The following is a 19,326-nucleotide window of genomic DNA, read 5'->3' as shown; positions in this document are numbered from 1 at the left end:
CTTTCACAAGACCAAACGGAGCATGATCATGACCAAATTTGCTACCTTCGCTGCGGCCCTCGGCCTGACCGCTTCTTCGGCTCTCGCCGGCGGCTATGTCGAGCCCGTCGTTTCCGTCGAGCCCGTCGTTGTTGACGCACAAGAGCCCGCGTCCTCGAACGCTGGCCTGGTGGTTCCGGCTCTGCTGCTGCTGGGCGTTATCGCTGCAGTCGCTTCGGACGACGACGACTCCTAATCATTGTCCGCAAGGACTTGATTTCCAGAGGGCTGGCCATTGGCCAGCCCTCTTTGTTTTCAGACGCCTGTGCGCGTGGTCAATGAAGATCGTACCGCTGCAGATCTCTGCCAAATGAAAAGCGCCCGGGGCAATGCCCGGGCGCTTTCCTGTTCGGTTTTTCGTCCTTTGACGTCAGGGACGGATCGTCTGAATGGTGACATAGCCCAGAACGGGGCTGACCCATTGCCGCGATACCGGGATCTGTCCCGATGGGGTGACCAGATAGGTGTTCTGCACCTCGACCCCGGCACCCTGACAGTTTTCCACGACCTGCGTCGCATTCCAGCTTGTGCCACCCAGGGCAAAGCTTTGCCCCTGACCTGTGGCGATGCTGCATGTCATGGGCAAGGGACGCTCGACGCTGTCACCGCCAACATAGCGGTTGGTTCTGGTCGCCTGACCAGAGCGGCGGGCGCGGATAAGGGAGGCGCTGTTCTGAACCTCGGCCACTGACAAATCATTGCCAAGACCCTTGGTGCCGACCAGCATGCCGCCACGCATGATCAGCGCCTGCTCATTCGGCGTCATATAGGTGCGCATCCCGCCATTTTCGCCGGTCATGGCCATCACCTGAGTTGCGCCCGTGCTTTCAAGATTCACGAGGATCAGCGGGGCAGGGTTCGCAGCGAGGGCGCGTGCGGCCATTTCCTCAGCCGACAGGGCCGGACGGGCAGGTTCTGCCGCTTGCCCGCGACCGGTGATCCCGGCGACTGCCGGGGCGGTAAGCTCGGCAATCTGTCCCATCACCGAGTCGTCGACCATATCGGGACTGCCGCACCCGGTCAGCGCAACGGCGCCAACGGCTAACGCCATTGCATTCTTCATCACACGCATCATCGCCAGAATTTTCCCCATCCGTCATAAAGCTCGCCGGTATGGCTGTCGCGCACGACCTCATACAACCGCCCATCTGTCCGGAGCCTTGCGCCACCGTCACGCGAGAGAGAACGGACATCGCTGACCGCACGTCTGGTTGTCGGCGTACCCGTAGCCCAGTTCAGCGGGATCGAGAAGACGACGCCCTTGTCGAACGAGCCTTCGCCGAAATCTTCTTCGCTCATATCGGTCTTGGTCGCATAGGCCCCGACGCGCCACCCGTTTTCGAATTCGCGGTTCAGTGCAATTGTGGCACCCACATCGCCAGCCAGATATTTCCCGACATCGATCCGGCCCCAGAACCCGCCGCGGAAATCGTAATAGGCGGATAGGTGGCCCGTCGTGACTTCATAGTCGCGGAAATCGAAAAGTTGGTCGAAGTCACGCTTGCGGACGCGATTGATCTCGGCCCCAAGAGCAAGCCGCGAGTCCACGGGTTTCCACAGAACTTCTGCCGAGACACCGCCGAAGCTGCGCTCCAGCAGGCCCGCAGTCACCCTTGTATAGATCGTGGGGGTCGGCTTCGCGTACCAGGCGAGTGTCAGTTCGGGAATGACCAGATCGTTATTGCCTGAATACATCCGTCCGTCAGAGCGCACGCGCGGTACACCTGCGCTGTTCGTGTCGCTGCCATCGGCAAGATATTCCTCAGGCGTCAGACGCTCGGGTGCTTCCCTGTCGGCAGAGCCGAAGGCGCGCTTCCGCACCGCACCTGACAGAACCAGACCGGGCGTTAACTCATAACGTGCCCGAAGTTCGGCACCGACTTCATAGCGCCATGCCTCATCCGCGTCCCACAACCCGATATTCAGGTAAGGACCAAGACGCCACGAAAATTTCGGATAAAGCCCTTCCGCCATGACCAAATTGCCGGGGCGGGGATCGGCATTCACGATCTGAGCTCGCTGCGCAATCTGGGCGCTCGCGGTATTTTCCAACTGCTCGATGTCGGAGCGTTGCAGCACGACCGAGGAGGTCGGCATGCCGTGATCTATCGAGGTGATCACAAATGTTTCCACCGATGGCGGCATGGCGCGGGTCATCAGCCTCGCCGTGCGCCCGATTGCCTCGGCCTGAAGGTTATAGCGGTTATTGCGGATGCGGACTTCGGCGCGATTGGCCGAAAGCGACATCGCCTCCAGGGTCTGCCCTTCTTCGGCAAGCGCTTTCGACAGAGCATTCTGGATCACCGGCTGTGCTGTCGGATCTGCCGTCCATGCGCCGGACCAGCCATCCGGATCTGCGCTTGGGGCAGGGCGCGGGCGTACCGGAGCCGGTGCCGGTTCGAGTCCCGATGGATATTGCGATTCCCTTGCATTCAGAGCGACAGAGCCGCGAATGCCGAAGATATTTCCGCCGATCGTGTAGGCACCCACCTGATAGATATCGCCGATGCGGTAATTGACGCCGAAATTGAACTTGTTTTCAGGTTCTTCCGCGCCGCCTTCGACCTCGGGCTGGTAATCGTCATAGGAATATTCCGCCAGCAGCGACAGCGAATCCGTCGCCTTCCATTCAACCGAGGCGAACGGCTTTGCCGAACCGGAGAACCAGTCTTCGACGCGGGGCTTGCCGCCTTCATCGTTGTAATCGGTGCGGCGCCAGTCTCCGGCCAGACGGCCCCAGCCGATACCGCCGCTGACCTGAAGTCTTGGCGTGATGTCTTTCGTCGCGACGATATATTCGCCGGAATAAATCCCGGTGCCCATGAAATCGCGAAGACCGATTGCAACCGCCGGACGCCAGCCCTCGGACTGGTGAAGGATATTGAAATGAAAATCGAAGCTGCGGTCGGTCAGCGTATCACGCTCGGGATCGATCCCGTCGATGCGGGAGTAACGCAGCGCCGTGGTCATCCGTGCTGTCGGCTGGAAGGACAACGTCACCCGCTGCCCCGGATCGCTGTCGCTGACAGAGCCTGTCAGTTCGCCTTCGGGCGGGGCGGTGGCGGTCGGCGTGTCGATCGCGCCGGGCATACCATAGCTGTTCAGCGTCTGGCTGAAGGTCGGTTGTGCAACGCCGAGCGCAGAGACCGAAAGGGTCAGCAATGCGGTAGAGGTCAGAAGCAGCGGTCTCAGGCAGCGGCTCATACAGAATTCCTCGGTTTTTGTTGCGCGACTATAGGCCGGGCTAAGGGGGTGAGCCAATGGGGCAACCGCAGCGCGGGCATTTTCCCGCCGGGTGTTGCCTCATTGCAGAGGCGGGCCGTGTGCAGGCCCGCCTGTTCTTAGATCAACCCTGCTCGGGCCGGGTCGCCGGGGCCTGTGCGTTTTCGGGGGTTGCAGGCACGGCAGGGCGGGCACAGCCCTGCATGCGCTGCGAGCCGCTGCGCAGAAGCGCGGTCATCGGGAATGTGTCGCCCGACATGCTGTCCTGACAGGCGACGTTGCGAATGTTCAGCGTGAACGGCAGACCATTCAGCGTCCCGACATATTCGACACCCTGACGGTACACGATCCGGTTCACCGAAATATTCCGGCCCGATTGGTTGTCAGGCGTGGCATATCGCGCCGTTCCTTCCGCGACATCAACGCGCCAGAAGGGTTCATTGCCGGATGCCGTGAAGGCCATCGTGTTCAGCGTGGTGGATTCAGCCGTTGCAACGGCGTTTCGCTGACCTTCGACCTCCATCGGCACTTGCGTGGGCGACACTTCGGGATCGACCAGCGGGATCTGCATCGGATCCACAGGCGGCGCAGCCGGTTCGGGCGTGGCGTCAAGCGGCTGGTCCCACGGCATGCGGAGATCCTGCATGGCCTGTTCGTCACAGGCCGCAAGAGCGAGCGGCAGAAGCACCAGGGCGAGGCGGAATTTCATCTCTCTGTCCTTCGTTGAAACTCTTGGGCGAGCTTTGTTTCACGCTTTCCGTCCGCCATAGCCCAATTATCACCGTGGCGGCAAGCACCGAGCCACCGGGCAGGTTACGGCCTTTCAAACCGAAGCTGCTTAAAAAATGGTCAATCCGGGTCGGAATGATTAAATAGCGGTCACGCTGGAGCGGTATCCGCAGGGTCCTGCGCCATCGCTGCTTGAGGAATTCGCAAGAGCAGCATTCACAAAGCTTATGGTGATCGGAATGAAAGATTTGGCCGCACAGAGTTTACAGATCGGCGATGTCCCGCTTGGCGCTCCGGTTTTCCTTGCGCCGATGGCCGGGATCACCGATCTGCCGTTTCGCCGGGTTGTCGCCGGTTTCGGCGCGGGGCTGGTGGTCAGCGAGATGGTGGCGTCCTCGGAAATGGTGACCGAACGACCCTCGCCGCGAGCCTCGGTTCGGGCAAAGGCCCTGTCCGAGGGCGATGCGCCGGTCTCGATCCAGATCGCGGGGCGGGAAGCCGCACCGATGGCCGAGACGGCAAGGATCGTTCAGGGGATGGGTGCCCGCATCATCGATATCAATATGGGCTGCCCGGCGAAGAAAGTGACCGGAGGGCTGTCCGGGGCGGCCTTGATGCGCGATCTCGATCATGCGCTTGGCCTGATCGACGCGGTGGTCGGTGCGGTCGATGTGCCGGTGACGCTGAAAATGCGTCTCGGCTGGGATTCCGACTGCCTGAATGCCGCAGAGCTGTCGGCACGGGCGCGTGATGCCGGAATCCGGATGCTGACCGTTCACGGACGGACGCGGGCGCAATTCTATAAAGGCAAGGCGGATTGGGCGGCGGTTCGTGAGGTGGCGAATCTGTCGGGGCGTCCTCCTTTGGTGGTGAATGGCGATATTGTCGACGCGGCTTCGGCCCGTGCGGCTTTGTCGGCTTCGGGGGCGGAGGCGGTCATGATCGGTCGCGGGGCGCAGGGTTCGCCGTGGAAACTGGCGCAGATCGCGCATGAATTGCAGGGCACTCCGGCCCCCCATATTCCGCGCGGAGCCGCTTTGGCCGATCTGATCGGCGCACATTACGAGGATATGATTCGTTTCTATGGCACCGATCCCGGGCTGCGCGTCGCGCGGAAACATCTGGGCTGGTACGCTGACGCAAACGGCGCAGAGCAGGCGAAACAGGCGCTTTTCCGCGCTGACACCCCTGCCGGGACACTCCGCCTGATCCGCAGCGTCTTTGCCGATGCTCCGGGCCCTGTGGAGAGCGCCGCATGAACGCCGCCTCTGGCTTTCTTCCCGGACAGGGCTTTGACGCATTGCCATTGCCTGGGCTTATGCTGGATGTGTCGGATCGGCTGGTGGGGCTGAACGATGCAGCCGAGCTCTGGCTGAACCTTTCAAGGCGCAGCATGATCGGGCATCGTCTCGGCGATACAGAGATACAGTCGCGGATGCGGGTGACGCCGGATCTGGGCGCTTTGTTTCAGCGTGTGCGCAACACGCAGGGGCCGGTCGCGCAGCCGCGTGTCCGCTTTGATCTGGCCGATCGCTCAGGCGGGTATCTGCCGCAATATGGCGATGTGCATCTCGGTCCCGCGCCTGACGGATTGCCGGGTGGTGTGACCATCCTTGTCGCGCCGACCGATGCCGCCGACGGAATGGATCCGGGCCACGCAGCACGGAAAGCCGCGCGGCAGGCAATCGGAATGGCGGAAATGCTGGCTCATGAAATCAAGAACCCGCTTTCCGGCATTCGCGGCGCGGCACAGCTTCTGTCGATGAATGTTGCCGATGAGGATCGCGAATTCACCGATCTGATCGTCGCGGAATCCCGCCGTATCGTGTCGCTGCTGGATCAGGTCGAGAAATTCGGCGATACGACCGCGCCCGATCTGAAAGCGGTCAATCTGCATGATATCCTCGAACGCGCCCGCCGTTCCGCCGAGCTGGGTTTTGCTCGCAATTTCGAGGTCATGACGGAATATGACCCGTCGCTTCCCGATGCGCTCGGCGATGACGACCAGTTGATGCAAGTGGCGCTGAACCTGCTGAAAAACGCCGCCGAGGCGCTTGAGCGGGGTCCGGGCGGACGCACGATCCGTATTCGCAGCTTCTATGACGGGGCGCTGCGGCTGGCCGCATCGGAGGAATATCCCGAACCCCGAATTCTGCCTTTGCAGGTTGAAATCGAGGATGACGGGCCGGGAGTTCCCGATGCCATCGCCGCACAGATATTCGAGCCCTTCGTGTCGGGCCGCGAAAACGGCACGGGGCTTGGCCTGTCTCTGGTCTCGAAAATCATCACCGATCATGGCGGCTGGCTGCGCGTCGAGTCCCGGCCCGGCCGCACAGTTTTCCGCATTTCACTACCAAAGGCTTGAGATATATGGACGGAACCATCCTGATCGCAGATGATGACCGAAGCATCCGCACGGTGCTGACGCAGGCGCTGAGCCGCGCAGGGTGCAGGGTCCATGCGACGGGCAGCCTTCAGCAGCTTCTCAAATGGGTCGAAGAGGGGCGGGGCGATCTGGTGGTGACCGATGTCGTCATGCCGGACGGAAACGGCATTGATGCGATTCCGGCCATCCGCCGCCTGCGCCCGGAATTGCCGGTGATCGTGATTTCGGCGCAGAACAGCATCGTCACGGCGATCAGGGCGACCGAGGCCGAGGCATTCGACTATCTTCCCAAGCCCTTCGATCTGCCGGATCTGTTGTCACGCGCAAAAGAGGGGCTGTCGCGGCGGCCCCGGAAAAGCGATCTGACGGCGACAGAACCGGAGAAGCCGCCGGTCACGATCGGCGAGACCGGGCTTCCGCTGATCGGACATGCGCCCGCCATGCAGTCGCTGTTCCGGCTGGTGGCAAAGGTTCTGAACGCCGATCTGCCGGTTATGGTCACGGGTGAGGCCGGTGTCGGCAAGACGACGATTGCCCGCGCCTTGCATGAATTCTCTGAGCGCAAGGATGCCCTCCTTGTGGTGCTGACCCCGGCAGATGGCGAAGCCGAAACGCTGTCGCGGCTGGTCCGGTCTGCACGTGGCGGGACGGTTCTGATCGAGAACCCGGCCGGGTTCGAATCCTCGGCGCAGACGCGTCTGCTGGCTCTGCTTGAACAGATGGATGCAACGGACGCGACCCCACGGCTGGTTTCGACGTCTGGTCCCGATCCGCAGCAGGATCTGGATGAGGGGCGTCTGCGCCCCGATCTGTTCTATCGTCTGGCGGGAGCCACCATTGCCGTGCCGCCGCTTGCCGCGCGACGTGACGATATCCCGGAACTCGCACGTCACCTGATGCTTCGCGCGGCGGGGCAGGGTCTGTCCGAGCGACCGCTTTCCGATGAGGTCCTGACCGCGCTGCGGAGCCTCGACTATCCCGGCAATGTCCGGCAACTGGAAAATCTGATCCGCCGTCTCGCCCTGACCGGTTCGGGTCCGGTCACCTCAGAGGAACTGCGCGACCAGTCCCCGGCGGCGGTCGCTGTGCACCCCTCGGCTTCGGCGCGGACGGTTTCGCAGAGCGGTGCTTCCGGCCAGCTTTCCGGTTCCGTGGCCGATCATCTTCAGCGTTATTTCGATCTTCATGGCGATGCCCTGCCGCCGCCGGGTCTGTACGACCGCATCCTGCGCGAAATCGAGGTGCCGCTTCTGGAAATTTCCCTTGATGCGACAGGCGGAAACCAGCTTCGTTGTGCTGAATTGCTGGGGATCAACCGCAATACGTTGCGCAAGAAGCTCAGTGATCTGAATATTCAGGTGACACGACGCCGTCGGGTGATGTAAAACGGTCACAGGGGCGTCGTTTCCGTCGCCCTGATGCAACAAGACGCCGAACAAGCGGCGCAGACCGAGCAGAACGAGGCCATGCCGACACCCGGCCTGACAACAATTCGCGCATCACGGCTGGCCGACCGGCTGGCCCGGTTAAGTGCGCTCAGACGATGGCGGACGCTCACCACGCTTGTGATCGTGCTGACTGCGCCTGTGCTGGCGGTGCTGACTGTCGTGGTGCTGGGTCTGGTTGGCGTGACCGGCGGGTCCCGCTGGCTAAGTCTCGTGCTGGTTCTCGATTTCGTCTATCTGATCCTGCTTCTTGGCCTTGTGCTGATGCGGCTGGCGCAGATGATCGCGGCGAGGCGGCGGGTTCGGGCCGGATCGCGGCTGCATTCGCGCCTTGTCGGGATCTTCGCGCTGATCGCGCTTGTGCCGACGGTGCTGGTGGCGCTGTTTGCCGGAGTCGTGATCAATATCGGGCTTGAAGGCTGGTTCTCGGACCGCGTCCGCGAGGTCGTCACAAACGCCCAGTCTGCCGCAGTCGCTTATCAGAACGAACACCGCGAGGATCTCACCGAGGATGCCAGCCATATTGCGGATGTGCTGCGCCGGGCCGCGTCGAATGACCCGCTGATCGGCGACGGAGAACTGCGCGTCGTGCTGGCCACCCAACAGCAGCAGACCCAGCGAGGCCTGCGCGAAGCCTATGTCATCGACGGCGCGGGTGAGATCCATGCGCGGGGTGAGCGGTCCTATGAGTTCTGGTATGTTCAGCCGACGCAGGAGCAATTTGACTCTGCCCGTGCCGATGGTGTGGTGCTGATCGAGGACTGGGACCAGAACGCTTTCCGGGCGCTTGTGGCCCTGCCGCCTCTGGCTGATCGCTTCCTGTATGTCGCCCGCGATGTCGATGGCAGGCTGCTTGGGTTGCTGGACGACACCCGTGAGACAATCGGCGAATACCGTCAGCTAGAGCAGGATCGCGGTCGGGTTCTGCTGGAATTCTCTCTGGTCTATCTGGGCTTTGCCCTGCTGCTGATCGCGGCGGCGATGTGGCTGGCCTTGTGGTTCGCCGACCGGCTGTCACGTCCGATCGGCAGGCTTGCGGAGGCATCCGAGCGCGTTGGCGAGGGCGATCTGGATCTGCAGATCCCCGAAGCCGATACCGGCGATGAAATCCAGACCCTCGGGCAAAGTTTCAACCGCATGACCCGGCAATTGAAGGCGCAGCGGGAACAGCTTGTCGAAACCCATCGCAACAGCGAAGAACAGCGCCGCCTGTTCGATTCCGTGCTGACCAGTGTGACGGCCGGTGTGATCGGCCTCGATGAAAACGGCGAGGTCGATTTCATGAACCGCTCGGCAATGCGGATGGTGGGGCTTGACCCCGCCCGCGACCATGACCGACCTCTGGTCGAGGTGATCCCCGAATTCGCGCCGCTTCTGGAACGCCTTGCCGGGACGGTCAGCGAGTCGGTTCAGGACGAAATCCGCCTTGTCCGCGACGGGCATATGGAAAGCCTGCTGGTCCGTATGGCGATGCGTCACGGCGCGGATGGCGGTCTGGAAGGCTATGTCGTCGCCTTTGACGATGTGACCGAGTTGGTCAGCGCACAGCGTATGGCGGCATGGGGCGATGTTGCCCGCCGCGTCGCGCATGAAATCAAGAACCCGCTGACTCCGATCCAGCTTTCTGCAGAAAGGCTGCGGCGGAAATTCTCGAAAATTGCGCCCGAGGGGCCAGAGCGTGAGACGGTCGATTCCTATGTCGATGTCATCATCCGCCAGACCAACGACCTGCGCCGGATCATTGATGAGTTCTCGCGCTTCGCCCGGATGCCGGAACCCGACCGGCGCGAAACGGATATCGCCAAGCTGTTGCGCGATACCGTCCTGTTGCAGGAAGATGCGCTGAAGGCGGATATCTTTTCGGATATTCCCGCTCAGCCCATCCGCATCGATTGCGATGCGACGATGATGGCGCAGGTCTTTACCAATCTGCTGAAGAACGCATCAGAGGCGATTGATGAAATACGCGACGATCTGCCGGAGAACTGGAAACCGCAGATCCGGGTCGAGCTTTCCGAAAGCCCGGACTCGGTCCAGATCACCATCGCCGATAACGGTCCGGGCCTGCCCGAAGACCGGTCCCGGCTTTTTGAACCCTATGTGACCATGAAACCCAGCGGAACCGGATTGGGTTTGCCTATCGTCAAGAAGATCATCGAGGAACATGGGGGCAGTTTCACCCTGACCGACGCCCCCGAACGCGGCGCTCTGGCCGAGCTGCGTCTGCCGCGTGAACGCAATCCCGTGCGCATCGCACGCAAAAACAAAGAGCAGGAGGGAATATGAGCGATATTCTGATCGTTGATGACGAAAAGGATATTCGCGAGCTGATCGCGGATATCCTTCAGGATGAGGGTTTCGTGACCCGCACCGCAGCCAATTCCGATGAGGCGGTCGATGCGCTGAACGAGACCGAACCGGCGCTGATGATCCTTGATATCTGGCTGAAGGACAGCCGGATGGACGGGATCGACATCCTCAAACAGGTCAAGCGCAATAACCCCGATGTGCCGGTGATCATTATCTCGGGTCATGGGAATATCGAAATCGCGGTCGCCGCGATCCGGCAGGGTGCGTATGATTTCATCGAGAAACCCTTCAATATCGATCAGCTTCTGGTGGTCATCAACCGTGCGATGGAAACCAACCGGCTGCGCCGCGAAAACGCGCAGCTTCGTCGCAGCGATGTCCGTGCCGCCGAGATGCTCGGCAATTCGGCAGCCTTCAGACGGCTTCGCGATCAGCTCGACAAGCTGGCGAAATCCAATGGGCGGGTGATGCTGACCGGAGAGCCCGGCGCCGGGAAGGAACTTGCCGCGCGTTACATCCATGCCCACAGTCCGCGCGCCGATTATCCCTTCATCGTCGTTCCTTGCGCCACCATCGAACCCGAACGGATGGAAGAAGTTCTGTTCGGGCGCGAAACGGCTGAAAGAGGCGTCGAGCAAGGCCTGCTGGAGCAGGCGCATGGCGGGGTGATCTATTTCGACGAGGTGGCGGATATGCCGCTTGGCACGCAGCCGAAGATCCTGCGCGTCCTGACCGAACAGCAATTCGCCCGCGCCGGAGGGTCCGACAAGGTGCGCGTCGATCTGCGTGTCATCTCCTCGACCAATCGCGATCTCCCGGCCGAGATTTCCGCCGGTCGCTTCCGTCAGGAACTTTTCGACCGGCTGAATGTCGTCCCCCTTGCGGTGCCCTCACTGGCAGAGCGGCGCGAGGATATTCCGATGCTCGCGCAGCATTTCATGCAGCAGGTCCATGAAGAACAGGGCCTGCCCATGCGCGAAATATCCGAAGACGCTGCTTCGGGTCTGCAAGCGATGGAGTGGCCGGGCAATATCCGTCAGCTTCGCAATGTCATTGAACGTGTGCTCATTCTTGCTGAAAGCAGCGGCCCGATCAGCCCGGCGGAGTTGCAGGGTCAGGCCAGTGAAGGCAGCGGAGCCGATACTCTGACGCTCGGCCCGCGCATTACTTCCCTGCCACTGCGCGAGGCGCGGGAATTGTTTGAGCGCGAATATCTGGTCAACCAGATCAACCGCTTCGGCGGCAATATCAGCCGTACCGCGCAATTCGTCGGAATGGAGCGCAGCGCATTGCATCGCAAGCTGAAATCGCTTGGCGTCGTCGGAGGCCGCGCCGTCGAGGAAGAGGAAGCTGTCTGACACCTGCTCCGGCGCAGCCTTTCATCCTGGCCGAAATATCCCGGGGTCCGGGGCAGCGCCCCGGTCCGGCATAGGCCAAAATGCAAAAGGCCGCCCCGAAGGACGGCCAATGCGACAATCTGCGGCGAGGATCAGTTCTTCGCGTAATATTCGACGACCAGATTCGGTTCCATCTGCACGGCATAGGGTACATCGCCCAGGGCCGGAATGCGCACGAAGCTTGCGGTCATCTTGTTGTGATCGACTTCCAGATAATCCGGAACGTCACGCTCGGGCAGTTGAACTGCTTCCAGAACAATGGCCAGTTGACGCGAACGCTCGCGGATCGAGACGACATCGCCTTCCTTCACGCGATACGAGGCGATGTTCACCTTCTGGCCGTTCACTTCCACATGGCCGTGATTCACGAACTGACGCGCAGCGAAGATGGTCGGAACGAATTTGGCGCGATAGACGACGGCGTCCAGACGGCGCTCCAGCAGGCCGATCAGGTTTTCGCCGGTATCGCCCTTGACGCGCTCGGCTTCCGCATAGATGCGGCGGAACTGCTTTTCGGTCAGGTCGCCGTAATAGCCCTTCAGCTTCTGCTTGGCGCGAAGCTGGGTGCCGAAATCGGACATTTTGCCCTTGCGGCGCTGACCGTGCTGGCCGGGGCCGTATTCGCGGCGGTTGACCGGGGATTTCGCGCGGCCCCAGATGTTTTCGCCCATGCGGCGGTCGATTTTATACTTGGCAGAGGTGCGTTTGCTCACCGCTGATCTCCTTTTGTGTGTTTCAAAAGGGCGTTGTCCTTTGGCCGAGGCCCGACAGGTTTCCTCTTGCGAGGTCCACCAACACCAATGAAGCGGCGCTTATAGCGCGGATGAGGACAGAGTCAACAGCTCTTGCCGCAATGCGGAAACAGCGGCACAAAGGCAGGCATGAAACAGATCATCTGCATCAAATGGGGCACGAAATACGGTCCCGAATACGCGAACCGCTTCTATAACATGGTGGCGCGGAATATCACGCCGCCTTTCCGGGTGATCTGCTTTACCGATGACAGCACAGGGCTGAACCCGGCGATCGAAACCCGGCCGCTGCCGGAACCCGATTTCGTCATGCCGAAAAATACGCCCGGCAAATGGCCGAAATCGCAGCTCTGGGGCGATCTGGGGGATATTACCGGCACGGTGCTGTTCATGGATCTGGATGTCATCATCACGGATAATATCGACGGTTTCTTCGAATATGGCGATCCGTCGGACACGATCACCGCGAAGAATCCGAACACCCCGTTCGAGCGCATGGCCCAGACCTCAATCTACCGGATGCAGGTCGGACGGCTGAAGCCGATGCAGGAACAATTCCGCGCCGATCCGCAGGCGGCGGCGGATAAATACCGCTATGAGCAGCGTTTCGTGACCCATAACGCGCCGGGCGGGGTGAAATTCTGGCCGCGCGGATGGGTCAGCCATTTCCGCCTGCACTGCATTCCGCCCTTCCCGCTGAATTATATCAAGCCGCCGCGCATTCCGAAGGGAACGAAAGTGGTTATCTTCGCGGGCCACCTGAACCCAGACGATGCGGTGCTCGGGCAGTGGTCGAAGCATGATCCGGTGCGCTTTCCCGGCGATCATCTGAAGGCGACGTTTGACGGGCGGAGGCGCGAAAGTCTGTCGAAACATCTGCGGCATTTCTATCTTCCGGCGACGTGGATCGCGGAGAAATGGCAGTAAATCAAGGCCGCAGCAGCGTGTATTCGTCGGGAAACCGGCCCAGATAATCCAGCATCGGCCCGACCGCACGCCACTGTTTGAACATGGATTTCCCCAGATCCCGCCGGCCCGGCCAATGCCGGCGATCCAGCCCCGCGCCCCGCGCAGCGTCAGGGAAATGACGGGGCAGGATGCGGGCGTAGTCTTCGCGCAGGCGCATCGGGACACGGCTGTCGGCACTGTCCAGCCACGGCTTATGCGGACCGATGAAATGGATAATGCAGGGATCTGCCACCGCCATGAGCTGCGCCGAGGACCATGTATATTGCCAGTTCCACAACGGGCTGATCTCTGCCCAGTCTCCGTAAAGCATCCCGTTCATCAGCGCCTGATCGCGCCCCAACCCGGCCAGATGGTCGCGGGCGAATGCCGAGGCTTTCGCGGTCAGCCCGGCCTCTGCCCAATCCTCGGTGTCGATCATCACCACGCCCGCGTTGAAATAGGGCGCAGAGGGACGGCCAAGCTGGCGGAACTCGCGCACGTGGCGCTTCGGGGTGCGCCATTGCCGGTTGTCGCGCACCGCCGCCACGGCGCGGCCAAGCATATCGGTGCGCAGCAGCCGTCCCGGATCGCCGCGCTCAAAGATGATATCGCTGTCGAGAACGAGGATGCGGCGATAGACCCCACGCAGGGCCGAGGCGCAGAACATCTCCATATAGGTCGCAACCGAGCGCCGCGCATCGGTCGGCAGCGCGTCGATGATGCCGCTATCGACAGCGGCAACGTGACCGATACCGGCATCGCGCAGGAAACCGGGCAGCTCCAGCGGCTCTGGCCCGCCTATCAGCACATCGTAATCGCGGCCCTCCCGGGCCAGTTGCAACGCGGCGACTGCGGCATAGGGCAGGTAATTCGCATCGCAGGCAACGATCACCGCCACCTCATGCCGGGGCGAGAAGCCGGGCGAAAATTGCGGTTCTGCGGTCATCACATTCTCCGGTCGCGCGGTTGTCGGGCGGTCGCGGCGATCTTAGAAGGATGGCGCAGCTTGTGTAAGGGGTGCGCGATGAGCGGAATGGTGATCTGGCAGCGGGCCGAGGGCGCAGTGATCTTTCTGGCCGGGATCTGGGTCTGCAACGCGCTTGGCCTGCAAATGGCATGGTGGTGGCTGATGGCGCTGTTCTTTGCGCCGGATCTGGCCTTTGCGGCTTATCTGGCGGGACCGAGAATCGGGGCTGTCGCCTATAATGTCGTGCATAATTACGGTTTCGGGCTGGTCCTTCTGATGCTCGGCAGCGTCAGCGGCAATACGATGCTGATCGCACTTGGTGCGCTGTGGTTCGGCCATTCGGGCTTTGACCGAATGCTGGGATATGGGCTGAAATCGCAGAGCGGATTTACCGAGACGCATCTGGGCCGGATCGGGCGCTTGCGGTAAGGCGCATTCTTGCCCCGCGCGGGGGTTTCGGATAGTCGAGGCCGAAACCCTGCTGATAAAGGCCCGCGCCCATGCGTCTGTCGCGTTATTTCCTGCCCGTCCTCAAGGAAGACCCCAAAGAGGCCCAGATCGCCAGCCACAGGCTGATGCTGCGTGCCGGGATGATCAAGCAACAGGCTGCGGGGATCTATTCCTGGCTGCCTCTGGGTGTGAAGGTGCTGCGCCGGATCGAACAGATCGTGCATGAGGAACAGCAGCGTGCGGGTCATATCCCGGTGCTGATGCCGACCTTGCAATCGGCTGATCTGTGGCGGGAATCGGGGCGCTATGACGCCTATGGCGAGGAGTTGCTGCGCATCACCGACCGCCATAAGCGCGACATGCTGTATGGCCCGACCAATGAGGAGATGATTACCGACATCTTCCGCAGCCATGTGAACAGCTATAAGGACCTGCCACTGACGCTGTATCACATCCAGTGGAAGTTCCGCGACGAGGTCCGCCCGCGTTTCGGCGTGATGCGCGGACGTGAGTTCCTGATGAAGGACGGCTATAATTTCGACCTGACGCGCGAAGATGCGATGCATGCCTATAACCGCCATCTGGTAAGCTATCTGCGCAGCTACGAACGCATGGGTCTTCAGGCGATCCCGATGCGGGCCGATAGCGGGCCTATCGGCGGGGACGATACGCATGAATTTCTGGTGCTGGCGGAGACCGGCGAATCCGAGGTGTTCTATGACAGTGAGATCACCGATCTGAAATTCGGGGATCGTGAGATCGACTATGACAGCGTCGAGCAATGTCAGGCGGTGCTGGAGGAATTTACCAGTCGCTATGCCCGCACCGACGAAACCCATGACGAAGCGAAGTTCAACGAAATCCCCGAAGAGCGCCGCCGCACCGCGAGAGGTATCGAGGTCGGGCAGATCTTCTATTTCGGCACCAAATATTCCGAGCCGATGGGCGCGACAGTGGTCGGCCCGGACGGTCAGCGCGTGCCGGTTCATATGGGCAGCCACGGGATCGGTGTCAGCCGTCTGGCCGGTGCGATTATCGAGGCGAACCACGACGAAAAGGGCATTATCTGGCCCGAGGGCGTGACGCCTTTCCATGTCGGCATCGTCAACCTGAAACAAGGCGATGCTTCGGTCGATTCCGCTTGCGAGGCGCTGTATCGGGATCTCAGGGCGAAAGGGTTCGAGGTTCTCTATGATGACCGCGATGAGCGTGCGGGCGCGAAATTCGCCACGATGGATCTGATCGGGCTTCCCTGGCGGATCACTGTGGGGCCGCGCGGGCTGCAATCGAACAAGGTCGAACTGACCTCGCGGCGCTCGGGAGAATCGGAGGAGCTTTCTCCAACCGATGCGGTCTTGCGGCTGGAAAAAATCTATCAACCGGTTTTTGACGCGGCAGGCTGACCGGGGGCGCTGCCCCCGGACCCCCGGGATATTTCAGCCAGGATGAAGAGGCGCTCAGGCGATCCTGAGTTGCATTATGAATTCGTCGATTTCCGCCTGATCCGATTTCAGTGAGGCGAATACTGTTGCCTGACTGGCATGGATAAGCGCGTCGGGCAGGATTTTCAGATGGTTGGCGCGGAGCGTCGCGCCAGAGCTGGTAATGTCGGCAATGGCCTCGGCGGTGAGATTGGCGACGGTGCCCTCGGTCGCGCCCTGACTGTCCACAAGCTGATAATCCGCGATTTCGGCCTCTGACAGAAAGGCGCGGACGAGGCGGTGATATTTCGTGGCGATACGCAGGCGGAAGCCGTGATTTTCACGGAATTGCCGGGTGATCGCTGCGAAATCATCCAGATTCTCGCAATCGCGCCATGCGGCAGGCACGGCGAGAATAAGATCGGCATGCCCGAAACCCATCGGCGTGAGTTCGCGCACATCCGAGCGCCAGCCGGCCAGTTTCTCGCGTACCAGATCCGAGCCGGTGACACCCAGATCGATCCGGCCCGAGGCGAGTTCGCGCGGGATCTCTCCCGCCGAAAGCAGCACCAGAGACAGGTCCGCGCCTTCCACACGTCCGGCATATTCGCGATCCGATCCGCTGCGGGACAGGGTGATGCCGCGATCCGCGAACCAGTTGAAGCTGTCCTCCATCAGCCGTCCCTTGGAGGGGATACCGAGTTTCAGCATATCGCCTCCAACTCGGCGATCAGGCCGGGGCGGATGATGCCGCCCACGGCCGGGATGGCGCGGCCCTGACCCAGTTGCGCGGTCAGCGCATCATAGCGCCCGCCCGAAGCGATGGGCGGCCAGTCCGGTTTGTCGGCGGTGAAGGTGAAGGTCATGCCGTCGTAATATTCCATTGTTTCGCGACCGTGACTGGCGGCGAAGCGGATTGTCGCCGGGTCCACGCCCCGCGCGGCAATCTGGTCAAGGCGTTGCGACAGACGCTCGACCGCTTCGGCGATCTGATGAATTTCGGCGGCAAGGACGCGCAGTGCCTCGACTGCCTGAGGGGCAGGGGCGTCGATGGCGAAAAGCCGGGTCAGCCGGTCACTCCACTCGGCGGGCAGAGGGGCTTCATCGGCCTCGGCAGTCAGCGTGCCGATACGGGTTTCCATTTCGGTTCCGCTGCGCAGCCCGGTCCAGGGAGCGTCGGAGTCCGGCAGGTTCCGCGGTTCGACTGGCGCCGAGAAACGCGCCAGAAGCCGGGAGAAGCGGATCGGGCGCCAGACATGGTGCAGAAGCGCCGCACGGCGTGCATCCGAAACCGGCAGGGCGCGGACCGCATCCAGCAGGATGTCCATATCGCCCATTGCCGCATTCAGACCGTAGGGCTGAAGCAGTTCGTGAAACAGCGCGAATATCTCGGCATCGGCTTGGGTGTCGCGGGCGAAGATTTCGAAACCTGCCTGCAAATATTCGTTGTCGCGGGGCTGTTCGGGGCGGGTATCGCCGTGATCCTGTTTGCGGAAGACCTTTCCCAGATAGCAGTAACGGGCGGGCTCTGCGCCGTCCTGCATATGCATCTGCACCACCGGGACGGTGAAGTCGGGGCGAAGGGCGACCTCACCGCGCACCGGATCGGTGGTCACATAGGCGCGGGCGCGGATATCCTCGCCGTAAAGATCCAGCAGAGTGGCCGCATCCAGCAGAATATCCGGCGCGACCTCGGATGCGCCGGCCTGTCGGAAAGCCGAGAGAATGCGCTGCCCAACCTGCTGCTTGGCGGCTGTGCTTACCATCGCGCAAGGATCTCCTGCACTGCGGCCACCAGTCCGTTACGCGGAACCTCGGTCTGCGCAGGCTGGGATTTCCATTCCTCATGACTGACTTCCGAGGCCAGCTTTGTCCCGAGGATCAGATCCTTGATCTTCACGACCCCGCGTTCGACCTCATCCCCGCCCTGAATAATGGCGATGGGGGCGGCGCGTTTATCGGCGTATTTAAGCTGGTTGCCGAAATTTTTCGGATTGCCCAGATAGACTTCGGCGCGGATGCCCGCAGCGCGCAGCTCGGCGGCCATGCTGTGATAATCCGCCATGCGGTCGCGATCCATGACGGTGACGACGACCGGGCCGCGCGTTTCCGCGCCAGCCAGTCCCTTGGCGCGAAGCGCCGCAAACAGGCGGTCAACGCCGATTGACACGCCGGTCGCGGGGACTTTCTGGCCAGTGAAACGCTCGACCAGACCGTCATAGCGGCCACCCCCGGCGACAGAGCCGAATTGCCGTTTGCGGCCCTTTTCGTCGAGGATTTCGAAGGTAAGTTCGGCCTCGAAGACCGGGCCGGTGTAATACCCCAGACCGCGCACGACGGACGGGTCGATGATGGCGCGATCCTCGCCCACGCCGAGGCCGCGCAGAAGCGCGGCGATCTGCGCAAGCTCTTCGACGCCTTCCGCGCCGATGGCCGAGGGACCGACCGCTGTGCGCAGATTCATCAGCGTCATGGCGTTATCCATGCCGCGCGAGGTGAGAAAGCGCAGCACCGGCTCTGCCTGCTCTCTGGTCAGGCCCACCCCGTCGATAAAGGCGCCGGAGTCGTCCTTGCGGCCCTCAGTCAGCAGCGCCAGCACGCCAGCCTCGCCAACCTTGTCGAATTTGTCGATCTGGCGCAGCACGTCATCTGCCTTGTCGCCACCCGCGACACCTGCCGCTTCCAGCACGCCATTCAGCACTTTGCGGTTATTGATCCGCACGAGGTAATCGCCGCGCGAGATGCCGACGCCTTCCAACGCGTCCGCAAGCATGGCGCAGATTTCCGCATCCGCCGAGACCGAGGCACTGCCGACCGTATCGGCATCGCATTGATAGAATTGCCGGAACCGGCCCGGACCCGGTTTCTCATTCCGCCAGACCGGCCCCATCGCATAACGGCGATATGGCGTCGGCAGGTCATTGCGATATTGCGCGGCGACACGGGCAAGCGGCGCGGTCAGATCATAGCGCAACGCCAGCCAGTCGCCTGAACCGCCCCCGGGCACATCCTCTTCCTGCCACGCGAACACACCGGCATTAGGACGGTCCACATCCGGCAGGAATTTTCCCAGAGCCTCGACCGTTTCGACGGCAGAGCTTTCCAGCGGATCGAAGCCGTGCAGATGATAGATTTCCGCGATGCGGTCCAGCATCTGCTTGCGCTCAGTGACCTCAGCGCCGAAATAGTCGCGAAAACCCTTGGGCGTGACAGCTTTCGGGCGGGGTTGTTTTTTCTTGTCCTGCGGCATGGAACCTGTC

At 61.8% G+C, this 19,326-nt stretch carries 17 protein-coding genes; 9 read left to right on the top strand and 8 right to left on the bottom strand.

Annotated elements, in window-relative coordinates; genetic code table 11:
- The first annotated feature begins 28 nt into the window (after window positions 1-28).
- Window positions 29-235 carry a hypothetical protein gene (locus PAE61_RS11350; protein WP_434803071.1) on the top strand — a complete coding sequence of 69 codons (207 nt, stop codon included), beginning with the start codon at window positions 29-31 and terminating at the stop codon, window positions 233-235.
- 174 nt (window positions 236-409) lie between these two features.
- Here the strand turns inward: PAE61_RS11350 and PAE61_RS11345 are convergent, their stop codons facing one another.
- The 3 genes from PAE61_RS11345 to PAE61_RS11335 form a co-directional block, all read right to left on the bottom strand.
- Window positions 410-1,090 carry a YjbF family lipoprotein gene (locus PAE61_RS11345; RefSeq protein WP_271112495.1) on the bottom strand — a complete coding sequence of 227 codons (681 nt, stop codon included), beginning with the start codon at window positions 1,088-1,090 and terminating at the stop codon, window positions 410-412.
- 20 nt (window positions 1,091-1,110) lie between these two features.
- A complete protein-coding gene (locus PAE61_RS11340; RefSeq protein ID WP_271112494.1) occupies window positions 1,111-3,243 on the bottom strand; it encodes a YjbH domain-containing protein in 2,133 nt (710 codons plus the stop codon).
- Window positions 3,244-3,385: 142 nt separating this feature from the next.
- On the bottom strand, window positions 3,386-3,970 hold the full coding sequence (locus PAE61_RS11335; protein WP_271112493.1) for a COG3650 family protein: 585 nt from the start codon (window positions 3,968-3,970) through the stop codon (window positions 3,386-3,388).
- A gap of 259 nt (window positions 3,971-4,229) precedes the next feature.
- On the opposite strand from PAE61_RS11335, the gene dusB reads away from it, so the two are divergent.
- From dusB to ntrX, 5 genes are all read left to right on the top strand, one after another.
- Window positions 4,230-5,249, top strand: a complete 1,020-nt coding sequence (dusB, locus tag PAE61_RS11330; protein WP_271112492.1) for a tRNA dihydrouridine synthase DusB — start codon at window positions 4,230-4,232, stop codon at window positions 5,247-5,249.
- On the top strand, window positions 5,246-6,355 hold the full coding sequence (locus PAE61_RS11325; RefSeq protein ID WP_271112491.1) for a two-component system sensor histidine kinase NtrB: 1,110 nt from the start codon (window positions 5,246-5,248) through the stop codon (window positions 6,353-6,355). Before dusB ends, PAE61_RS11325 begins: the two co-directional genes overlap by 4 nt.
- A 5-nt stretch (window positions 6,356-6,360) precedes the next feature.
- Window positions 6,361-7,761: a response regulator gene (locus tag PAE61_RS11320; RefSeq protein WP_271112490.1), complete on the top strand. Its 1,401-nt coding sequence runs from the start codon at window positions 6,361-6,363 to the stop codon at window positions 7,759-7,761.
- Window positions 7,762-7,842: 81 nt separating this feature from the next.
- On the top strand, window positions 7,843-10,107 hold the full coding sequence (locus PAE61_RS11315) for a sensor histidine kinase NtrY-like (RefSeq protein ID WP_271115140.1): 2,265 nt from the start codon (window positions 7,843-7,845) through the stop codon (window positions 10,105-10,107).
- On the top strand, window positions 10,104-11,489 hold the full coding sequence (gene ntrX / locus PAE61_RS11310; protein WP_271112489.1) for a nitrogen assimilation response regulator NtrX: 1,386 nt from the start codon (window positions 10,104-10,106) through the stop codon (window positions 11,487-11,489). Before PAE61_RS11315 ends, ntrX begins: the two co-directional genes overlap by 4 nt.
- 131 nt (window positions 11,490-11,620) lie before the next feature.
- Here ntrX and rpsD read toward each other — a convergent pair whose 3' ends face one another.
- Window positions 11,621-12,241 (bottom strand): 30S ribosomal protein S4, encoded by a 621-nt coding sequence (rpsD, locus tag PAE61_RS11305; RefSeq protein ID WP_271112488.1) that lies wholly within the window; start codon window positions 12,239-12,241, stop codon window positions 11,621-11,623.
- A gap of 168 nt (window positions 12,242-12,409) precedes the next feature.
- On the opposite strand from rpsD, the gene PAE61_RS11300 reads away from it, so the two are divergent.
- Complete coding sequence (locus PAE61_RS11300; RefSeq protein WP_271112487.1) at window positions 12,410-13,207, top strand: glycosyl transferase; 798 nt, start codon at window positions 12,410-12,412, stop codon at window positions 13,205-13,207.
- Between the two features lies 1 nt (window position 13,208).
- Here the strand turns inward: PAE61_RS11300 and PAE61_RS11295 are convergent, their stop codons facing one another.
- Window positions 13,209-14,174 carry a glycosyltransferase family 8 protein gene (locus tag PAE61_RS11295; protein ID WP_271112486.1) on the bottom strand — a complete coding sequence of 322 codons (966 nt, stop codon included), beginning with the start codon at window positions 14,172-14,174 and terminating at the stop codon, window positions 13,209-13,211.
- Between the two features lie 78 nt (window positions 14,175-14,252).
- Between PAE61_RS11295 and PAE61_RS11290 the strand changes: the two genes are divergently transcribed.
- Both PAE61_RS11290 and proS read left to right on the top strand, forming a co-directional pair.
- A complete protein-coding gene (locus tag PAE61_RS11290) occupies window positions 14,253-14,624 on the top strand; it encodes a DUF4260 domain-containing protein (protein WP_271112485.1) in 372 nt (123 codons plus the stop codon).
- A gap of 71 nt (window positions 14,625-14,695) precedes the next feature.
- The gene (gene proS / locus PAE61_RS11285) at window positions 14,696-16,048 is read left to right on the top strand and encodes a proline--tRNA ligase (RefSeq protein WP_271112484.1); all 1,353 of its coding nucleotides are present in this window, start codon (window positions 14,696-14,698) and stop codon (window positions 16,046-16,048) included.
- Between the two features lie 54 nt (window positions 16,049-16,102).
- Here proS and hisG read toward each other — a convergent pair whose 3' ends face one another.
- From hisG to hisS, 3 genes are read right to left on the bottom strand one after another with little or no spacing between them, the layout of a single operon-like run.
- Window positions 16,103-16,777: an ATP phosphoribosyltransferase gene (gene hisG / locus PAE61_RS11280; protein ID WP_271112483.1), complete on the bottom strand. Its 675-nt coding sequence runs from the start codon at window positions 16,775-16,777 to the stop codon at window positions 16,103-16,105.
- Window positions 16,771-17,832, bottom strand: a complete 1,062-nt coding sequence (locus PAE61_RS11275) for an ATP phosphoribosyltransferase regulatory subunit (protein ID WP_271112482.1) — start codon at window positions 17,830-17,832, stop codon at window positions 16,771-16,773. The genes hisG and PAE61_RS11275 overlap by 7 nt, the downstream gene beginning before the upstream one ends.
- The gene (hisS, locus tag PAE61_RS11270; RefSeq protein WP_271112481.1) at window positions 17,826-19,316 is read right to left on the bottom strand and encodes a histidine--tRNA ligase; all 1,491 of its coding nucleotides are present in this window, start codon (window positions 19,314-19,316) and stop codon (window positions 17,826-17,828) included. The genes PAE61_RS11275 and hisS overlap by 7 nt, the downstream gene beginning before the upstream one ends.
- Window positions 19,317-19,326 lie beyond the last annotated feature (10 nt).

The organism is Paracoccus aerodenitrificans, from assembly GCF_027913215.1.
Lineage (GTDB): Bacteria > Pseudomonadota > Alphaproteobacteria > Rhodobacterales > Rhodobacteraceae > Paracoccus > Paracoccus aerodenitrificans.
This window is presented reverse-complemented; position numbering and strand designations above follow the sequence as displayed.